Origin of the sequence: Citrobacter sp. B72, assembly GCF_016894305.1 — a bacterium.
Taxonomy (GTDB): domain Bacteria; phylum Pseudomonadota; class Gammaproteobacteria; order Enterobacterales; family Enterobacteriaceae; genus Citrobacter; species Citrobacter portucalensis.
The window spans coordinates 396,716-412,454 of sequence record NZ_CP069801.1 but is presented as its reverse complement, the minus strand read 5'-3'; the positions used below and the strand labels follow the sequence as shown (position 1 = coordinate 412,454).

At 50.3% G+C, this 15,739-nt stretch carries 27 protein-coding genes; 1 reads left to right on the top strand and 26 read right to left on the bottom strand.

Translation table 11 applies throughout. From position 1 onward, the window contains the following. Positions 1 to 6 precede the first annotated feature (6 nt). From secY to rpsJ, 22 genes are all read right to left on the bottom strand, one after another. The gene (gene secY / locus JQN59_RS01945; protein WP_001118864.1) at positions 7 to 1,338 is read right to left on the bottom strand and encodes a preprotein translocase subunit SecY; all 1,332 of its coding nucleotides are present in this window, start codon (positions 1,336 to 1,338) and stop codon (positions 7 to 9) included. Positions 1,339 to 1,345: 7 nt separating this feature from the next. Then, positions 1,346 to 1,780, bottom strand: a complete 435-nt coding sequence (rplO, locus tag JQN59_RS01940; RefSeq protein WP_003031132.1) for a 50S ribosomal protein L15 — start codon at positions 1,778 to 1,780, stop codon at positions 1,346 to 1,348. Between the two features lie 3 nt (positions 1,781 to 1,783). Continuing rightward, positions 1,784 to 1,963, bottom strand: a complete 180-nt coding sequence (gene rpmD, locus JQN59_RS01935; RefSeq protein ID WP_001140434.1) for a 50S ribosomal protein L30 — start codon at positions 1,961 to 1,963, stop codon at positions 1,784 to 1,786. Between the two features lie 3 nt (positions 1,964 to 1,966). Next, a complete protein-coding gene (gene rpsE, locus JQN59_RS01930) occupies positions 1,967 to 2,470 on the bottom strand; it encodes a 30S ribosomal protein S5 (RefSeq protein ID WP_003031131.1) in 504 nt (167 codons plus the stop codon). Positions 2,471 to 2,484: 14 nt separating this feature from the next. Further along, positions 2,485 to 2,838, bottom strand: coding sequence for a 50S ribosomal protein L18 (gene rplR / locus JQN59_RS01925; RefSeq protein WP_000358960.1), 354 nt, complete (start codon positions 2,836 to 2,838; stop codon positions 2,485 to 2,487). Between the two features lie 9 nt (positions 2,839 to 2,847). Then, the gene (gene rplF, locus JQN59_RS01920; RefSeq protein WP_003031129.1) at positions 2,848 to 3,381 is read right to left on the bottom strand and encodes a 50S ribosomal protein L6; all 534 of its coding nucleotides are present in this window, start codon (positions 3,379 to 3,381) and stop codon (positions 2,848 to 2,850) included. A gap of 12 nt (positions 3,382 to 3,393) precedes the next feature. After that, on the bottom strand, positions 3,394 to 3,786 hold the full coding sequence (gene rpsH, locus JQN59_RS01915) for a 30S ribosomal protein S8 (RefSeq protein WP_003031127.1): 393 nt from the start codon (positions 3,784 to 3,786) through the stop codon (positions 3,394 to 3,396). 30 nt (positions 3,787 to 3,816) lie between these two features. Further along, positions 3,817 to 4,122, bottom strand: coding sequence for a 30S ribosomal protein S14 (rpsN, locus tag JQN59_RS01910; RefSeq protein WP_003031125.1), 306 nt, complete (start codon positions 4,120 to 4,122; stop codon positions 3,817 to 3,819). 14 nt (positions 4,123 to 4,136) lie between these two features. Continuing rightward, on the bottom strand, positions 4,137 to 4,676 hold the full coding sequence (gene rplE / locus JQN59_RS01905) for a 50S ribosomal protein L5 (protein WP_003031123.1): 540 nt from the start codon (positions 4,674 to 4,676) through the stop codon (positions 4,137 to 4,139). A gap of 14 nt (positions 4,677 to 4,690) precedes the next feature. After that, positions 4,691 to 5,005 carry a 50S ribosomal protein L24 gene (rplX, locus tag JQN59_RS01900; RefSeq protein ID WP_003031122.1) on the bottom strand — a complete coding sequence of 105 codons (315 nt, stop codon included), beginning with the start codon at positions 5,003 to 5,005 and terminating at the stop codon, positions 4,691 to 4,693. Positions 5,006 to 5,015: 10 nt separating this feature from the next. Beyond that, on the bottom strand, positions 5,016 to 5,387 hold the full coding sequence (gene rplN, locus JQN59_RS01895) for a 50S ribosomal protein L14 (protein WP_000613954.1): 372 nt from the start codon (positions 5,385 to 5,387) through the stop codon (positions 5,016 to 5,018). Between the two features lie 163 nt (positions 5,388 to 5,550). Beyond that, positions 5,551 to 5,805, bottom strand: a complete 255-nt coding sequence (rpsQ, locus tag JQN59_RS01890; RefSeq protein WP_003031120.1) for a 30S ribosomal protein S17 — start codon at positions 5,803 to 5,805, stop codon at positions 5,551 to 5,553. Further along, positions 5,805 to 5,996: a 50S ribosomal protein L29 gene (gene rpmC / locus JQN59_RS01885; RefSeq protein ID WP_000644742.1), complete on the bottom strand. Its 192-nt coding sequence runs from the start codon at positions 5,994 to 5,996 to the stop codon at positions 5,805 to 5,807. Before rpmC ends, rpsQ begins: the two co-directional genes overlap by 1 nt. Continuing rightward, the gene (rplP, locus tag JQN59_RS01880) at positions 5,996 to 6,406 is read right to left on the bottom strand and encodes a 50S ribosomal protein L16 (RefSeq protein WP_000941208.1); all 411 of its coding nucleotides are present in this window, start codon (positions 6,404 to 6,406) and stop codon (positions 5,996 to 5,998) included. The genes rpmC and rplP overlap by 1 nt, the downstream gene beginning before the upstream one ends. 12 nt (positions 6,407 to 6,418) lie before the next feature. Then, entirely contained in the window at positions 6,419 to 7,120 is a 702-nt protein-coding gene (rpsC, locus tag JQN59_RS01875) for a 30S ribosomal protein S3 (RefSeq protein WP_000529945.1), read from the bottom strand. Positions 7,121 to 7,137: 17 nt separating this feature from the next. Next, positions 7,138 to 7,470, bottom strand: coding sequence for a 50S ribosomal protein L22 (rplV, locus tag JQN59_RS01870; protein WP_000448832.1), 333 nt, complete (start codon positions 7,468 to 7,470; stop codon positions 7,138 to 7,140). A gap of 14 nt (positions 7,471 to 7,484) precedes the next feature. Next, positions 7,485 to 7,763, bottom strand: coding sequence for a 30S ribosomal protein S19 (gene rpsS / locus JQN59_RS01865; protein ID WP_001138115.1), 279 nt, complete (start codon positions 7,761 to 7,763; stop codon positions 7,485 to 7,487). Positions 7,764 to 7,779: 16 nt separating this feature from the next. Next, positions 7,780 to 8,601: a 50S ribosomal protein L2 gene (gene rplB, locus JQN59_RS01860; protein ID WP_000301869.1), complete on the bottom strand. Its 822-nt coding sequence runs from the start codon at positions 8,599 to 8,601 to the stop codon at positions 7,780 to 7,782. Between the two features lie 17 nt (positions 8,602 to 8,618). Next, a complete protein-coding gene (gene rplW / locus JQN59_RS01855; protein WP_000617546.1) occupies positions 8,619 to 8,921 on the bottom strand; it encodes a 50S ribosomal protein L23 in 303 nt (100 codons plus the stop codon). Beyond that, the gene (gene rplD / locus JQN59_RS01850) at positions 8,918 to 9,523 is read right to left on the bottom strand and encodes a 50S ribosomal protein L4 (RefSeq protein WP_003031119.1); all 606 of its coding nucleotides are present in this window, start codon (positions 9,521 to 9,523) and stop codon (positions 8,918 to 8,920) included. The genes rplW and rplD overlap by 4 nt, the downstream gene beginning before the upstream one ends. 10 nt (positions 9,524 to 9,533) lie before the next feature. Next, the gene (gene rplC, locus JQN59_RS01845; protein WP_003031117.1) at positions 9,534 to 10,163 is read right to left on the bottom strand and encodes a 50S ribosomal protein L3; all 630 of its coding nucleotides are present in this window, start codon (positions 10,161 to 10,163) and stop codon (positions 9,534 to 9,536) included. Positions 10,164 to 10,195: 32 nt separating this feature from the next. Next, positions 10,196 to 10,507 (bottom strand): 30S ribosomal protein S10, encoded by a 312-nt coding sequence (rpsJ, locus tag JQN59_RS01840; RefSeq protein ID WP_001181005.1) that lies wholly within the window; start codon positions 10,505 to 10,507, stop codon positions 10,196 to 10,198. A 379-nt stretch (positions 10,508 to 10,886) separates the two neighbouring features. On the opposite strand from rpsJ, the gene JQN59_RS01835 reads away from it, so the two are divergent. Then, a complete protein-coding gene (locus JQN59_RS01835; protein WP_048227387.1) occupies positions 10,887 to 11,354 on the top strand; it encodes a prepilin peptidase in 468 nt (155 codons plus the stop codon). Here JQN59_RS01835 and bfr read toward each other — a convergent pair. The 4 genes from bfr to fusA form a co-directional block, all read right to left on the bottom strand. After that, on the bottom strand, positions 11,351 to 11,827 hold the full coding sequence (gene bfr / locus JQN59_RS01830; RefSeq protein ID WP_003827773.1) for a bacterioferritin: 477 nt from the start codon (positions 11,825 to 11,827) through the stop codon (positions 11,351 to 11,353). The genes JQN59_RS01835 and bfr overlap by 4 nt on opposite strands. A gap of 70 nt (positions 11,828 to 11,897) precedes the next feature. After that, positions 11,898 to 12,092: a bacterioferritin-associated ferredoxin gene (gene bfd, locus JQN59_RS01825; protein ID WP_003031111.1), complete on the bottom strand. Its 195-nt coding sequence runs from the start codon at positions 12,090 to 12,092 to the stop codon at positions 11,898 to 11,900. Positions 12,093 to 12,277: 185 nt separating this feature from the next. After that, entirely contained in the window at positions 12,278 to 13,462 is a 1,185-nt protein-coding gene (gene tuf / locus JQN59_RS01820; protein WP_003031109.1) for an elongation factor Tu, read from the bottom strand. 69 nt (positions 13,463 to 13,531) lie between these two features. Further along, a complete protein-coding gene (gene fusA / locus JQN59_RS01815; RefSeq protein WP_003023659.1) occupies positions 13,532 to 15,646 on the bottom strand; it encodes an elongation factor G in 2,115 nt (704 codons plus the stop codon). Between the last annotated feature and the right edge of the window lie 93 nt (positions 15,647 to 15,739).

Below are 15,739 nucleotides of genomic sequence, written 5' to 3'. Positions count from 1 at the left end.
CGACTGTTAACGGCCGTAGCCTTTCAGATTCGCCTTCTTCAATGCAGACTCGTACTGACTTGACATCATCAGAGTTTGCACTTGAGCCATAAAGTCCATAATCACGACAACAACGATAAGCAGTGAGGTCCCACCGAAGTAGAACGGTACTTTCATTGCATCACGCATGAACTCCGGGATCAGGCAGATAAAGGTAATGTAGAGCGCACCAACCAAAGTCAGGCGGGTCATTACTTTATCGATATACTTCGCCGTTTGCTCTCCCGGACGAATTCCTGGTACAAATGCACCGGACTTCTTCAGGTTATCTGCTGTTTCACGCGGGTTGAAAACCAACGCCGTGTAGAAGAAACAGAAGAATATGATTGCAGACGCATAGAGTAACACATAAAGCGGTTGCCCAGGCTGCAAATACAGCGAAATTGTTGTCAGCCAGTTCCAACCAGTCCCGCCCCCGAACCATGACGCGATGGTCGCCGGGAACAGAATAATACTGGAAGCGAAGATTGCCGGGATTACCCCCGCCATATTCACTTTCAGCGGTAAATGTGTGCTCTGTGCAGCATAGACACGACGACCTTGCTGACGTTTCGCGTAGTTTACCACAATACGGCGTTGACCACGCTCAACAAATACAACAAAGAACGTCACTGCGAATACTAATACTGCAACCAACAGCAACACGAGGAAGTGCAGGTCGCCTTGACGCGCTTGCTCGATAGTATGGGCAATGGCTGGCGGGAGTCCCGCGACAATACCGGCGAAGATAATGATTGAGATACCGTTGCCGATACCACGTTCAGTAATCTGTTCGCCCAACCACATCAGGAACATCGTCCCTGTAACCAGACTTACAACAGCGGTGAAATAGAATGCAAAGCCTGGGTTCATCACCAGGCCCTGCATACCAGGCATATTCGGCAGACCGGTAGCAATACCGATCGACTGGAATATTGCCAGCACCAGAGTACCGTAGCGGGTGTACTGGCTGATCTTACGACGACCAGACTCCCCTTCTTTCTTAATTTCTGCCAGCGTTGGATGAACCACCGTCAGCAGCTGGATAATGATCGACGCCGAAATATACGGCATGATCCCCAGAGCAAAGATAGAAGCACGGCTGAGAGCACCACCAGAGAACATGTTAAACATTTCAATGATGGTGCCTCGCTGTTGCTCAAGCAGTTTGGCAAGTACAGCGGCATCAATACCAGGGATCGGAATGAAAGAGCCAATACGGAACACAATCAGCGCGCCGATTACAAACAGCAGTCTGCGTTTCAGCTCGCCTAAGCCACCTTTGGCACTTTGAAAATCTAATCCCGGTTGTTTAGCCATCTGCTACTTATTCCTCGATTTTACCGCCAGCAGCTTCGATAGCAGCACGAGCGCCTTTAGTAACACGCAGGCCACGAACAGTTACCGGAGTAGTGACTTCACCAGCCAGGATCACTTTCGCGAACTCGATCTGGATACCGATAATGTTAGCTGCTTTCAGCGTGTTCAGGTCTACAACACCGCCTTCAACTTTAGCCAGGTCAGACAGACGAACTTCGGCTGTAATCGCTGCTTTACGTGAAGTGAAGCCGAATTTCGGCAGACGACGGTACAGAGGCATCTGACCACCCTCGAAACCGCGACGTACGCCACCGCCAGAACGAGACTTCTGACCTTTGTGACCACGACCACCGGTTTTACCGAGGCCAGAACCGATACCACGACCCAGGCGGCGAGCCGCTTTTTTAGAGCCTTCGGCCGGAGACAGAGTATTTAAACGCATCTCTTACTCCTCAACTTTAACCATGAAGGAAACCGCGTTGACCATACCACGAACAGCAGGAGTATCCTCGCGCTCTACGGTGTGACCAATACGACGCAGACCCAGGCCAAGCAGCGTTGCCTTGTGTTTCGGCAGACGACCGATTGCACTGCGGGTTTGAGTAATTTTAATAGTCTTTGCCATGGTTTATTTCCCCAGAATTTCTTCAACGGATTTACCACGCTTGGCAGCGACCATTTCCGGAGATTTCATATTTTCCAGGCCATCGATAGTTGCACGAACCACGTTAATCGGGTTAGTGGAACCATACGCTTTAGCCAGAACGTTACGAACTCCAGCGACTTCCAGAACGGCGCGCATTGCACCACCGGCGATGATACCGGTACCTTCGGAAGCCGGCTGCATGAATACACGAGAACCCGTGTGAGTACCCTTAACCGGGTGCTGCAGGGTGCCGTGGTTCAGCGCGACGTTAATCATATTGCGACGGGCTTTTTCCATCGCTTTCTGGATCGCTGCTGGAACTTCACGCGCTTTACCGTAACCAAAACCAACGCGACCGTTACCATCACCAACTACAGTCAGAGCTGTGAAGGAGAAAATACGACCACCTTTAACGGTTTTAGATACGCGGTTAACCGCGATCAGCTTTTCCTGCAGTTCGCCAGCTTGTTTTTCGATGTGAGCCATCTTACACCTCTACCTTAGAACTGAAGGCCAGCTTCACGGGCAGCATCTGCCAGTGCCTGGACACGACCATGATATTGGAACCCGGAACGGTCAAAAGAAACATCTTTGATGCCTTTTTCCAGAGCGCGTTCAGCAACAGCTTTACCTACAGCTGCAGCAGCGTCTTTGTTACCGGTGTACTTCAATTGTTCAGCGATAGCTTTTTCTACAGTAGAAGCAGCTACCAGAACTTCAGAACCGTTCGGTGCAATTACCTGTGCGTAAATATGACGCGGGGTACGATGTACCACCAGGCGAGTTGCACCCAGCTCCTGGAGCTTGCGGCGTGCGCGGGTCGCACGACGGATACGAGCAGATTTCTTATCCATAGTGTTACCTTACTTCTTCTTAGCCTCTTTGGTACGCACGACTTCGTCGGCGTAACGAACACCCTTGCCTTTATAAGGCTCAGGACGACGGTAGGCGCGCAGATCTGCTGCAACCTGACCGATCAGCTGTTTATCAGCGCCTTTCAGCACGATTTCAGTCTGAGACGGACATTCTGCAGTGATTCCCGCAGGCAGCTGATGGTCAACTGGGTGAGAGAAACCTAAAGCCAGGTTTACTACATTCCCTTTAACCGCTGCACGATAACCTACACCAACCAGCTGAAGCTTCTTAGTGAAGCCTTCGGTAACACCGACAACCATTGCATTCAGCAGGGCACGCGCGGTACCAGCCTGAGCCCATCCATCTGCGTAACCATCACGCGGACCGAAGGTCAGTGCATTATCTGCATGATTTACTGCAACAGCATCGTTGAGAGTACGAGTCAGCTCGCCGTTTTTACCTTTGATCGTAATAACCTGACCGTTGATTTTTACATCAACGCCGGCAGGAATAACGACCGGTGCTTTAGCAACACGAGACATTTTTTCCTCCGATTAGGCTACGTAGCAGATAATTTCGCCACCAAGACCAGCCTGGCGCGCTGCACGATCAGTCATAACACCTTTAGAGGTAGAAACAACTGCGATACCCATGCCAGCCATAACTTTCGGCAGCTCGTCTTTACGCTTATAAATGCGCAGACCTGGGCGACTGACACGCTGAATGCTTTCTACAACAGCTTTACCCTGGAAATACTTGAGAGTAAGTTCCAGTTCCGGCTTGGTGTCGCCTTCAACTTTAAAATCTTCAATAAAACCTTCTTCCTTCAGCACGTTGGCAATTGCCACTTTCAGCTTGGAGGAAGGCATGGTGACCGCAGCTTTATTCGCGGCCTGACCGTTACGGATACGGGTCAGCATATCCGCGATCGGATCTTGCATGCTCATCTGTCTTTACTCCCGTGATTCAATTGGTAATTACCAGCTAGCCTTTTTCAAGCCTGGTACTTCACCGCGCATGGCGGCTTCACGCAGTTTGATACGGCTCAACCCGAACTTGCCCACATAGCCATGCGGACGACCTGTTTGACGGCAGCGGTTACGCTGACGGGACGGGCTGGAATCACGCGGCAGAGACTGCAGCTTGAGAACTGCGTTCCAACGATCTTCGTCGGTCGCGTTCACATCAGAGATAATAGCTTTCAGTTCAGCGCGTTTTGCGAAGTACTTATCAGCTAAAGCTACGCGCTTTACTTCGCGTGCTTTCATTGATTGCTTAGCCATTCAGTAACCCTACCTTACTTGCGGAACGGGAAGTCAAAGGCAGCCAGCAGAGCACGGCCTTCTTCATCAGATTTCGCAGTAGTGGTAATGGTAATATCCAAACCACGCACGCGGTCGACTTTATCGTAGTCGATTTCTGGGAAGATGATCTGCTCACGGACACCCATGCTGTAGTTACCACGACCGTCGAAAGACTTAGCGGACAAGCCACGGAAGTCACGGATACGTGGAACAGCAATAGTGATCAGGCGCTCAAAGAACTCCCACATGCGTTCGCCACGCAGAGTTACTTTACAGCCGATCGGATAGCCCTGACGGATTTTGAAGCCTGCAACTGATTTGCGTGCTTTGGTGATCAGCGGTTTTTGACCGGAGATTGCTGTCAGGTCAGCTGCTGCGTTATCCAGCAGTTTCTTGTCAGCGATCGCTTCACCAACACCCATGTTCAGGGTGATCTTCTCGACCCGAGGGACTTGCATGACAGAATTGTAGTTAAACTCAGTCATGAGTTTAGCGACTACTTCGTCTTTGTAGTAATCATGCAGTTTCGCCATCGTACTACTCCAAATTACTTGATAGTTTCGCTGTTAGATTTGAAGAAACGGACTTTTTTGCCGTCTTCGAATCTAAAGCCTACACGGTCAGCCTTGCCGGTTGCCGCGTTGAAGATAGCAAGGTTAGAGATCTGAATAGCTGCTTCTTTCTCTACGATGCCGCCTGGTTGGTTCAGGGCCGGAACCGGCTTCTGATGTTTCTTAACCAGGTTGATACCTTCAACAATGACCTTGCCGGAAGACAGGACATTCTTAACTTTACCGCGTTTACCTTTATCTTTACCGGTTAACACGATAACTTCGTCATCACGACGGATCTTCGCTGCCATGATTCGCTCCTTAGAGTACTTCTGGTGCCAGAGAGATAATTTTCATGAACTTCTCGTTACGAAGTTCACGAGTTACCGGCCCAAAAATACGCGTACCGATAGGTTGCTCGCTGTTATTGTTTAAAATAACGCATGCATTACCATCGAAGCGAATGACAGAACCGTCCGGGCGACGAACACCCTTCTTGGTGCGCACCACTACCGCCTTCAGCACATCACCTTTTTTGACCTTACCACGCGGAATTGCTTCCTTGATGGTGATCTTGATGATATCGCCGACGCCTGCGTAGCGACGGTGCGAGCCACCCAGAACCTTGATACACATTACGCGACGTGCACCGGAGTTGTCGGCGACGTTCAGCATAGTCTGTTCTTGGATCATTTTAGTGCTCCGCTAATGTCAACTACTACTGAGACCCGAAAATCAGGTCGTTAAAAAAGCCCCATATCGGGGGCGCGGCATTATAACACCGCTTCAACGATATGGGTAGAAAAAATAAACGGCTCATCGCTGAGCCGTTTATTCGTTGAGAATGCCTACTGTATTACAGAACGGCTTTCTCTACAACGCGAACCAGCGTCCAGGACTTAGTCTTGGACAGCGGACGGCATTCGCGGATTTCAACCACGTCACCAGTACCGCATTCGTTGTTCTCGTCATGTACGTGCAGTTTGGTCGTACGCTTAATGAATTTACCGTAGATCGGGTGTTTCACAAAACGTTCGATAGCAACAACGATGGATTTCTCCATTTTATCGCTAACAACGCGACCTTGCAGAGTACGGATTTTATCGGTCATTACGCACCCGCCTTCTCAGTCAGTAAAGTCTTAACGCGTGCGACGTCACGACGCACTTGCTTCAACAGGTGAGACTGTTGCAGCTGGCCACTTGCAGCCTGCATACGCAGGTTGAACTGCTCACGCAGCAGATTCAGCAGCTCGGTGTTCAGCTCTTCAACACTCTTCTCACGCAGCTCTTTTGCTTTCATTACATCACCGTCTTAGTTACAAAGGTGGTTTTAATCGGCAGTTTCGCTGCTGCCAGCTTGAATGCTTCACGGGCCAGCTCTTCCGGTACGCCGTCCATTTCATACAGGACTTTACCCGGCTGAATCAAGGCAACCCAATACTCCACGTTACCTTTACCTTTACCCATACGCACTGCCAGCGGCTTTTCAGTGATCGGTTTGTCCGGGAATACACGGATCCAGATCTTACCTTGACGCTTAACTGCACGGGTCATAGCACGACGTGCTGCTTCGATCTGACGGGCAGTCAGACGACCACGGCCAACAGCTTTCAGACCGAAGCTGCCGAAGCTAACATCCGCGCCAGCAGCCAGACCGCGGTTACGGCCTTTGTGCATTTTACGGAATTTTGTACGCTTTGGTTGTAACATCAGCGACGCTCCTTATTTACGGCCTTTACGCTGCTGCTTTTTAGGTTGCGCAGCCGGTTTTTCCGGTTGTTCAACAGCAGCCATACCACCCAGGATCTCGCCTTTGAAGATCCACACTTTAACGCCGATTACACCGTAAGTGGTGTGCGCTTCAGAGGTGTTGTAGTCGATGTCAGCACGCAGAGTGTGCAGAGGTACGCGACCTTCGCGGTACCATTCGGTACGTGCGATTTCCGCGCCGCCCAGACGGCCGCTAACTTCAACTTTGATACCTTTAGCGCCCAGACGCATTGCGTTCTGTACAGCACGCTTCATAGCACGACGGAACATAACACGACGTTCCAGCTGAGAAGTGATGCTGTCAGCAACCAATTTTGCGTCCAGTTCAGGCTTACGCACTTCGGCGATATTGATCTGAGCAGGAACGCCAGCAATATCCGCTACGACTTTGCGCAGTTTTTCTACGTCTTCGCCTTTCTTACCGATAACGATACCCGGGCGAGCGGTGTGAATGGTCACACGGATGCTCTTAGCCGGACGCTCGATAACGATACGAGATACAGACGCTTTCGCCAGTTCCTTAGTCAGGTACTGACGTACTTTAAAATCGCTGTCCAGGTTGTCAGCGAATTCTTTGGTGTTCGCAAACCAGGTTGAGTTCCATGGTTTTACAATACCCAGGCGAATACCATTAGGATGTACTTTCTGACCCATTGCTAGTCTCCAGAGTCTCAGCGATCGGACACAACCACAGTAATGTGGCTGGTGCGCTTCAGGATGCGATCTGCACGACCTTTTGCACGCGGCATAATGCGCTTCATGCTCGGGCCTTCGTCTACGAAAATTTTCGTAACTTTCAGATCGTCAATGTCAGCGCCATCGTTGTGTTCAGCGTTAGCAATGGCAGATTCCAGGACTTTCTTAACCAGTACAGCCGCTTTCTTATTGGTGTAGGTCAGAATATCCAGAGCCTGCGACACTTTCTTACCGCGAATCAGGTCTGCAACAAGGCGAACCTTCTGAGCAGAAGAACGAGCATGGCGATGTTGAGCTAAAGTTTCCATCTCTTCCTCCTACCTTATTTCTTCTTCGCTTTTTTATCAGCAGCGTGGCCGCGATAAGTACGAGTCGGTGCGAATTCACCCAGTTTGTGACCGACCATTTCGTCGGAAACAAATACCGGAACGTGCTGACGACCATTATGGACAGCGATGGTCAAACCGATCATGTTAGGAAAGATCGTTGAACGACGGGACCAAGTGCGCAGGGGCTTCTTGTCTCCGCTTTCCACCGCTTTCTCTACCTTCTTCAGCAAGTGCAGGTCAATAAAAGGACCTTTCTTGAGAGAACGTGGCATGGCTTATCCTCTAAAATTATTTGCTACGGCGACGTACGATGAATTTATCAGTACGCTTGTTGCTGCGGGTCTTCTTACCTTTGGTCTGAACGCCCCACGGAGTTACCGGGTGCTTACCAAAGTTACGACCTTCACCACCACCATGTGGGTGGTCGACTGGGTTCATCGCAGTACCGCGAACGGTAGGACGAACACCACGCCAGCGTGCAGCACCTGCTTTACCCAGAACGCGCAGCATATGCTCAGCATTGCCAACTTCGCCCAGAGTTGCACGGCAGTCTGCTTCGACTTTACGCATTTCACCAGAACGCAGACGCAGGGTGACATAAGCACCATCACGAGCAACGATCTGAACGTAAGTACCAGCGGAACGTGCCAGCTGACCGCCTTTACCTGGTTTCATTTCTACGTTATGAACGGTAGAACCAACCGGGATATTGCGCATCGGCAGGGTGTTACCTGCTTTGATTGCAGCATCAACGCCAGACTGAATCTGGTCGCCAGCTTTCAGGCCTTTAGGGGCCAGGATGTAACGGCGTTCACCGTCTTTGTACAGAACCAGCGCGATGTTCGCGGAGCGGTTCGGATCGTACTCAAGACGTTCAACAACTGCCGGGATACCGTCTTTGTTGCGTTTGAAGTCAACAATACGATAAGCCTGCTTGTGACCACCACCGATGTGACGAGTGGTGATGCGGCCATTGTTGTTACGACCACCGGATTTGCTGTTTTTTTCAACCAGCGGAGCAAAAGGTTTGCCCTTGTGCAGCTCTGGGTTGACCACTTTAACAACGTGGCGACGACCCGGAGATGTCGGTTTACATTTAACAACTGCCATTGTATTACTCCTCCGACTTACTCAGCGCCGCCGACGAAGTCCAGATTCTGGCCTTCCTTCAGGGTGACGTAAGCTTTTTTCCAGTCGCTACGACGACCGATACGCTGTCCGTGACGTTTAACTTTCCCTTTAACTACCAGGGTGTTAACGACTTCGACTTCGACTTCAAACAGTTTCTGCACAGCAGCTTTGATTTCTGCTTTGGTCGCGTCTTTAGCAACTTTGAGAACGATGGTGTTAGTTTTTTCCATCGCAGTAGACGCTTTTTCAGAAACGTGCGGTGCGCGCAGCACTTTCAGCAGACGTTCTTCACGAATCATGCCAGCATCTCCTCAACTTGCTTAACAGCATCAGCAGTCATTACGACTTTGTCGAAGGCGATCAGGCTAACCGGGTCGATACCAGTTGCATCGCGTACGTCAACCTTGTGCAGGTTGCGCGCAGCCAGGAACAGGTTTTCGTCCAGCTCACCGGTGATGATCAGCACATCTTCCAGAGCCATGTCTTTCAGTTTCTGTGCCAGCAGCTTAGTTTTAGGCGCTTCTACAGAGAATGATTCGACAACGATCAGACGATCCTGACGTACCAGTTCGGACAGAATGCTTTTCAGCGCGCCGCGGTACATCTTTTTGTTAACTTTTTGACTGTGGTCCTGTGGACGAGCAGCGAAGGTCACGCCACCTGAACGCCAGATCGGGCTCTTGATAGAACCTGAACGCGCACGGCCGGTACCTTTCTGGCGCCACGGCTTTTTGCCTGAACCAGTTACTTCAGCACGAGTCTTCTGAGCACGAGTACCCTGACGAGCACCAGCTGCATAAGCAACAACAACCTGGTGAACCAGCGCTTCGTTGAAATCACGACCGAAGGTAGTTTCGGAAACAGTCAGCGCGCTCTGCGCGTCTTTCAATACTAATTCCATTGCTATCCCCTTACGCCTTCACAGCTGGTTTAACGATCAGGTCGCAACCGGTCGCACCCGGAACACCACCTTTAACCAGCAGCAGGTTGCGCTCAGCGTCAACACGTACTACGTCCAGGCTCTGAACGGTTACACGTTCGTTGCCCAGCTGACCTGCCATTTTCTTGCCTTTGAACACTTTGCCCGGAGTCTGGTTTTGACCGATAGAACCCGGAACGCGGTGAGACAAGGAGTTACCGTGAGTAGCGTCCTGGGTACGGAAGTTCCAGCGCTTAACGGTACCAGCGAAACCTTTACCTTTAGAGGTACCGGTTACGTCAACTTTTTTAACGTCAGCAAACAGTTCAACGCTAATGTTCTGACCAACGGTGTATTCTTCACCATCTGCCAGACGGAATTCCCACAGGCCGCGGCCAGCTTCTACGCCAGCTTTAGCAAAGTGGCCAGCTTCCGGCTTAGTTACGCGGTTAGCTTTTTTAGCACCGGTGGTAACCTGAACAGCGCGATAGCCATCGTTAGCCAGATCTTTAACCTGAGTAACGCGGTTTGCTTCAACTTCGATAACGGTTACTGGGATAGATACGCCATCTTCAGTGAAGATGCGGGTCATACCCACTTTTTTACCGACTAAACCAATCATTGTATCAACCTCTCAATCGCTCGATGACCTGATTAACCCAGGCTGATCTGCACGTCTACACCGGCAGCCAGGTCCAGACGCATCAGAGCATCAACGGTTTTTTCAGTTGGCTCAACGATGTCAACCAGACGCTTGTGAGTACGGATCTCGTACTGATCACGCGCGTCTTTGTTGACGTGCGGGGAGATCAGAACGGTGAAACGCTCTTTGCGGGTCGGCAGCGGGATCGGACCACGAACCTGCGCACCAGTGCGCTTGGCAGTCTCGACGATTTCCGCGGTTGATTGATCGATCAGACGATGATCAAACGCTTTCAAACGGATACGGATTCTTTGGTTCTGCATGAGACCAGAGCTCCAATTATTTTATAGACGAAATAGTTACTCCTCAAACCCATTACGATTGATGGGAGAGTGTAACCGTTCTTACAGAGTTCCCCGATTGGGAACATTGTCTGGTATTGCTTTCGCAGTACCGGTGGCTCATATCGAACCGCTGTCAATATTAGACAAGCCCGCGCATTATACGTAAATCTCAGTCTTAAGCAAGTGCCGCGTAGAAATTAATCACTCGTTCACAAATGCGGCGCTCCTTCCACTCTGATTGTATGTCCTGCGGTGCAACGCGTTTTCCGTGGAAGAGAGTATCCATAACCCACATCCCGAGCTTGTAGGGCTGCCGGGTTTACCTGAAGGTAAACTCTTTACCAGATAAGGCTTGCCCATGTACATCGACCTCCCCTTTCTGTTGATTTATGTTTCGCTATCAGGGTTGCTCTTAGTCCATGACCTACGTACCGGGTTGCTGCCCGACAAATTTACCTGCCCTCTTTTGTGGGGCGGTCTTATTTATCATCAATGCTGCAGACCTGCACAGTTATCCGACGCGCTTTGGGGGGCCGTAGCGGGCTATGGGGTATTTGCTTTGTTCTACTGGGGGTATCGTTTGATATGCCGACAGGAAGGATTAGGCTTTGGCGACGTCAAATTTCTTGCCGCGCTAGGCGCATGGCATCGCTGGGAATCATTACCACTTTTGGTTTTACTTGCCGCGGGTATGGCATGTTGCCTCACCGGGATTTACTGCGTCCGTTACGGGAAACAGGTACTAAAAAACCCGCTGCCATTTGGGCCATATCTGGCGGCTGCGGGTTTTGTTATTGGCCTGGTAAGTATGATACAGGGCGGTTAGTCACTGACTTTAATTTGCGATTGCAGATAATTTTGTAAGCCAAGTTTTGCAATCAAGTCCAGCTCGGTTTCGAGCCAGTCAATATGCCCTTCTTCTTCAGTCAGGATCTCAATCATCATATCCCGGCTGACATAATCATGAACGCTATCGGCATAGGCAATGGCTTCACGTAAGTCTTTAGCACCATCGAGTTCGAGTCGAAGATCGGATTGCAGCATCTCTTCAACGTCTTCGCCAATACCCAACTTGCCAAGATCCTGCAAGTTCGGGATCCCTTCTAAGAATAAAATACGCTCGATATATTTATCAGCGTGTTTCATCTCATCGATAGATTCATGGTACTCAACATCATTGAGGCGAGTCAGTCCCCAGTTTTTAAACATACGAGCATGGAGAAAATACTGGTTGATCGCGACAAGCTCATTTCCCAATAGTTTATTGAGATAATTTATGATTTTAACATCACCTTTCATTTATAGTCCCTCCGCTTCCACTCTTAGAGCGTAGATGGGGCTACAGGGATGTCAAAAAAAAGAGTGTGACTTAGGCGATCTCTTTAAATTCTGGCATTTGCGTTAATTCATCCTGCATGACTTCGCGGGCAGCACGAATGCACTTACCGCATTGATTTCCAACAGGAATAAATTTACGTAATTGCTGAAAGGACTGAGGATGAAACTGGCGAACAGCCTGACGTATTTTTTTATCACTTATCGCATTACACAAACAAACGTACATGATCGCTCCCGTTCAATTTCTGCGCAAAGTGTAAATGAGAATAGTTATGATTACAATAGCACAACGCGATTTACGCGGCGGGAGAATGAATAAAAAATGCGAATAAATATGACAACGACTAAATTGCAGATAGCAAAAAGGGCGCCGAAGCGCCCTTTTTAAGCTCAAAGCTAATTAATCAATAATTAGCTCATTACTTTGGCAACAACGCCCGCACCAACAGTACGGCCGCCTTCACGGATTGCGAAACGCAGACCGTCGTCCATCGCGATTGGGTGGATCAGGGTAACAACCATTTTGATGTTGTCGCCCGGCATTACCATCTCTACGCCTTCTGGCAGTTCGATGGTACCAGTCACGTCAGTAGTACGGAAGTAGAACTGCGGACGGTAGCCTTTGAAGAACGGAGTATGACGGCCGCCTTCGTCTTTGGACAGAATGTACACTTCAGATTCGAACTTGGTGTGCGGCTTGATAGAGCCCGGCTTAGCCAGTACCTGACCACGTTCGATTTCTTCACGTTTGATACCACGCAGCAGAACACCAACGTTCTCACCAGCACGGCCTTCGTCCAGCAGTTTGCGGAACATTTCAACGCCAGTACAGGTAGACTTAGCAGTCTCTTTGATACCAACGATTTCAACTTCTTCACCAACTTTGATGATACCGCGCTCTACACGACCGGTAACAACGGTACCACGACCGGAGATGGAGAATACGTCTTCGATAGGCAGCAGGAACGGCTTGTCAATCGCACGCTCTGGTTCTGGGATGTAAGAATCCAGGAAGCCAGCCAGTTCGATGATTTTCGCTTCCCACTCTGCTTCGCCTTCCAGCGCTTTCAGAGCAGAACCACGAACGATCGGAGTGTCGTCGCCCGGGAAATCGTACTGAGACAGAAGTTCACGAACTTCCATTTCTACCAGTTCCAGCAGCTCTTCGTCATCAACCATGTCGCATTTGTTCAGGAACACGATGATGTACGGAACGCCTACCTGACGACCCAGCAGGATGTGCTCACGAGTCTGCGGCATCGGGCCGTCAGTCGCAGCAACAACCAGGATCGCGCCGTCCATCTGCGCAGCACCGGTGATCATGTTTTTAACATAGTCGGCGTGGCCCGGGCAGTCTACGTGTGCGTAGTGGCGAGTCGGGGTGTCATATTCAACGTGAGAAGTGTTGATGGTGATACCACGAGCTTTTTCTTCCGGCGCGTTATCGATCTGGTCGAATGCACGAGCAGCACCGCCGTAGGTTTTAGCCAGTACGGTAGTGATTGCAGCGGTCAGGGTAGTTTTACCGTGGTCAACGTGGCCGATGGTGCCGACGTTAACGTGCGGTTTTGTACGTTCAAATTTTTCTTTAGACACGGCTATATTCCTTACTATAGTGCTCTCCCCTATGGAGAGAGCACGGGACTTAGGTTTTAATCCTGTGGATTATTTACCACGGGCTTCAATAACGGCCTGAGCAACGTTGTTCGGCGCATCGTCGTACTTCAGGAACTCCATGGAGTAAGAAGCACGGCCTTTGGTCAGAGAACGCAGCTGGGTTGCATATCCGAACATTTCAGACAGCGGAACTTCAGCATGGATAACAACGCCAGTGACGTTGGATTCCTGACCACGAAGCATACCACGACGGCGGCTCAAGTCACCGATTACGTCACCGGTGTTCTCTTCCGGAGTCTCTACTTCAACCTTCATGATAGGCTCAAGCAGAACTGGTTTCGCTTTCTTAAAGCCATCTTTGAAGGCGATAGAAGCGGCCAGTTTAAACGCCAGCTCAGAGGAGTCAACGTCATGGTAAGAACCGAAGTGCAGACGCACGCCCAGATCAACAACCGGGTAACCAGCCAGCGGGCCAGATTTCAGCTGTTCCTGGATGCCTTTATCAACGGCCGGGATGTATTCGCCAGGAATTACACCACCTTTGATGTCGTTGATGAACTCGTAGCCTTTCGGGTTTGAACCCGGCTCCAGCGGGTACATGTCGATAACAACATGACCGTACTGACCGCGACCACCAGACTGCTTAGCGTGTTTACCTTCGATATCGGTAACTTTCGCGCGAATCGCTTCGCGGTAAGCAACCTGAGGTTTACCGACGTTCGCTTCAACGTTGAATTCACGCTTCATACGGTCAACGATGATGTCGAGGTGCAACTCACCCATACCAGCGATAATGGTCTGGTTAGATTCTTCGTCAGTCCATACGCGGAATGACGGGTCTTCTTTAGCCAGACGGCCCAGAGCCAGACCCATTTTTTCCTGGTCAGCTTTGGTTTTCGGTTCTACCGCGATGGAAATTACCGGCTCAGGGAATTCCATACGTTCCAGAATGATCGGGTGATCCGGGTCACACAGAGTGTCACCAGTGGTCACGTCTTTCAGACCGATTGCAGCAGCGATATCGCCCGCGCGAACTTCTTTGATCTCTTCACGTTTGTTAGCGTGCATCTGTACGATACGGCCGAAACGTTCACGTGCAGTTTTCACGGAGTTCAGGATGGTGTCACCGGAGTTAACCACACCAGAGTACACGCGGAAGAAGGTCAGGTTACCCACGAACGGGTCAGTAGCGATTTTGAATGCCAGAGCAGCAAACGGCTCGTCATCGCTAGCATGACGCTCAGCAGGAGTATCTTTACCGTCGTCCAGAATACCGTTGATCGCAGGTACGTCTACTGGGGATGGCAGGTAATCAATTACCGCATCCAGCATCGCCTGAACACCTTTGTTCTTGAACGCAGAACCACAGGTTACCAGGATGATTTCGTTGTTCAGAACACGCTGACGCAGAGCTTTTTTGATCTCTTCTTCAGTCAGTTCTTCACCACCCAGGTATTTCTCCATCAGCTCTTCTGAAGCTTCTGCAGCGGACTCGATCAGGTTCTGGTGCCATTCTTCAGCCAGTTCCTGCATGTCAGCCGGGATATCTTCATAAGTGAAGGTTACGCCTGCATCTTCTTCGTTCCAGTTGATGGCTTTCATTTTCACCAGGTCAACAACACCGGTGAACGCTTCTTCAGCGCCAATTGCCAGCTGCAGCGGAACAGGGTTCGCGCCCAGACGGGTTTTGATCTGACCAACAACTTTCAGGAAGTTCGCACCCATACGGTCCATTTTGTTAACGAACGCAATGCGCGGAACTTTATATTTGTTTGCCTGACGCCATACGGTTTCAGACTGAGGCTGAACACCACCAACTGCGCAGTAAACCATTACTGCACCATCAAGCACACGCATGGAACGTTCTACTTCGATAGTGAAGTCAACGTGCCCCGGGGTGTCGATGATGTTTACGCGATGCGGTTCATACTGCTTAGCCATACCAGACCAGAATGCAGTAGTCGCTGCGGAGGTGATAGTAATACCACGTTCCTGCTCCTGCTCCATCCAGTCCATGGTGGCTGCGCCGTCATGAACTTCACCGATTTTATGGTTTACACCGGTGTAGAACAGAATACGTTCGGTAGTAGTGGTTTTACCGGCGTCGATGTGCGCACTGATACCGATGTTACGGTAGCGCGCGATGGGTGTTGTACGAGCCATTTGATTCCTCGTTTATCTTTTAGGCGTTCAATTTAAGTAGCCCAAAGCGGGCTGCTTACTAGAAGCGCCCGCCTGGTGACTAAAACTCCGAAG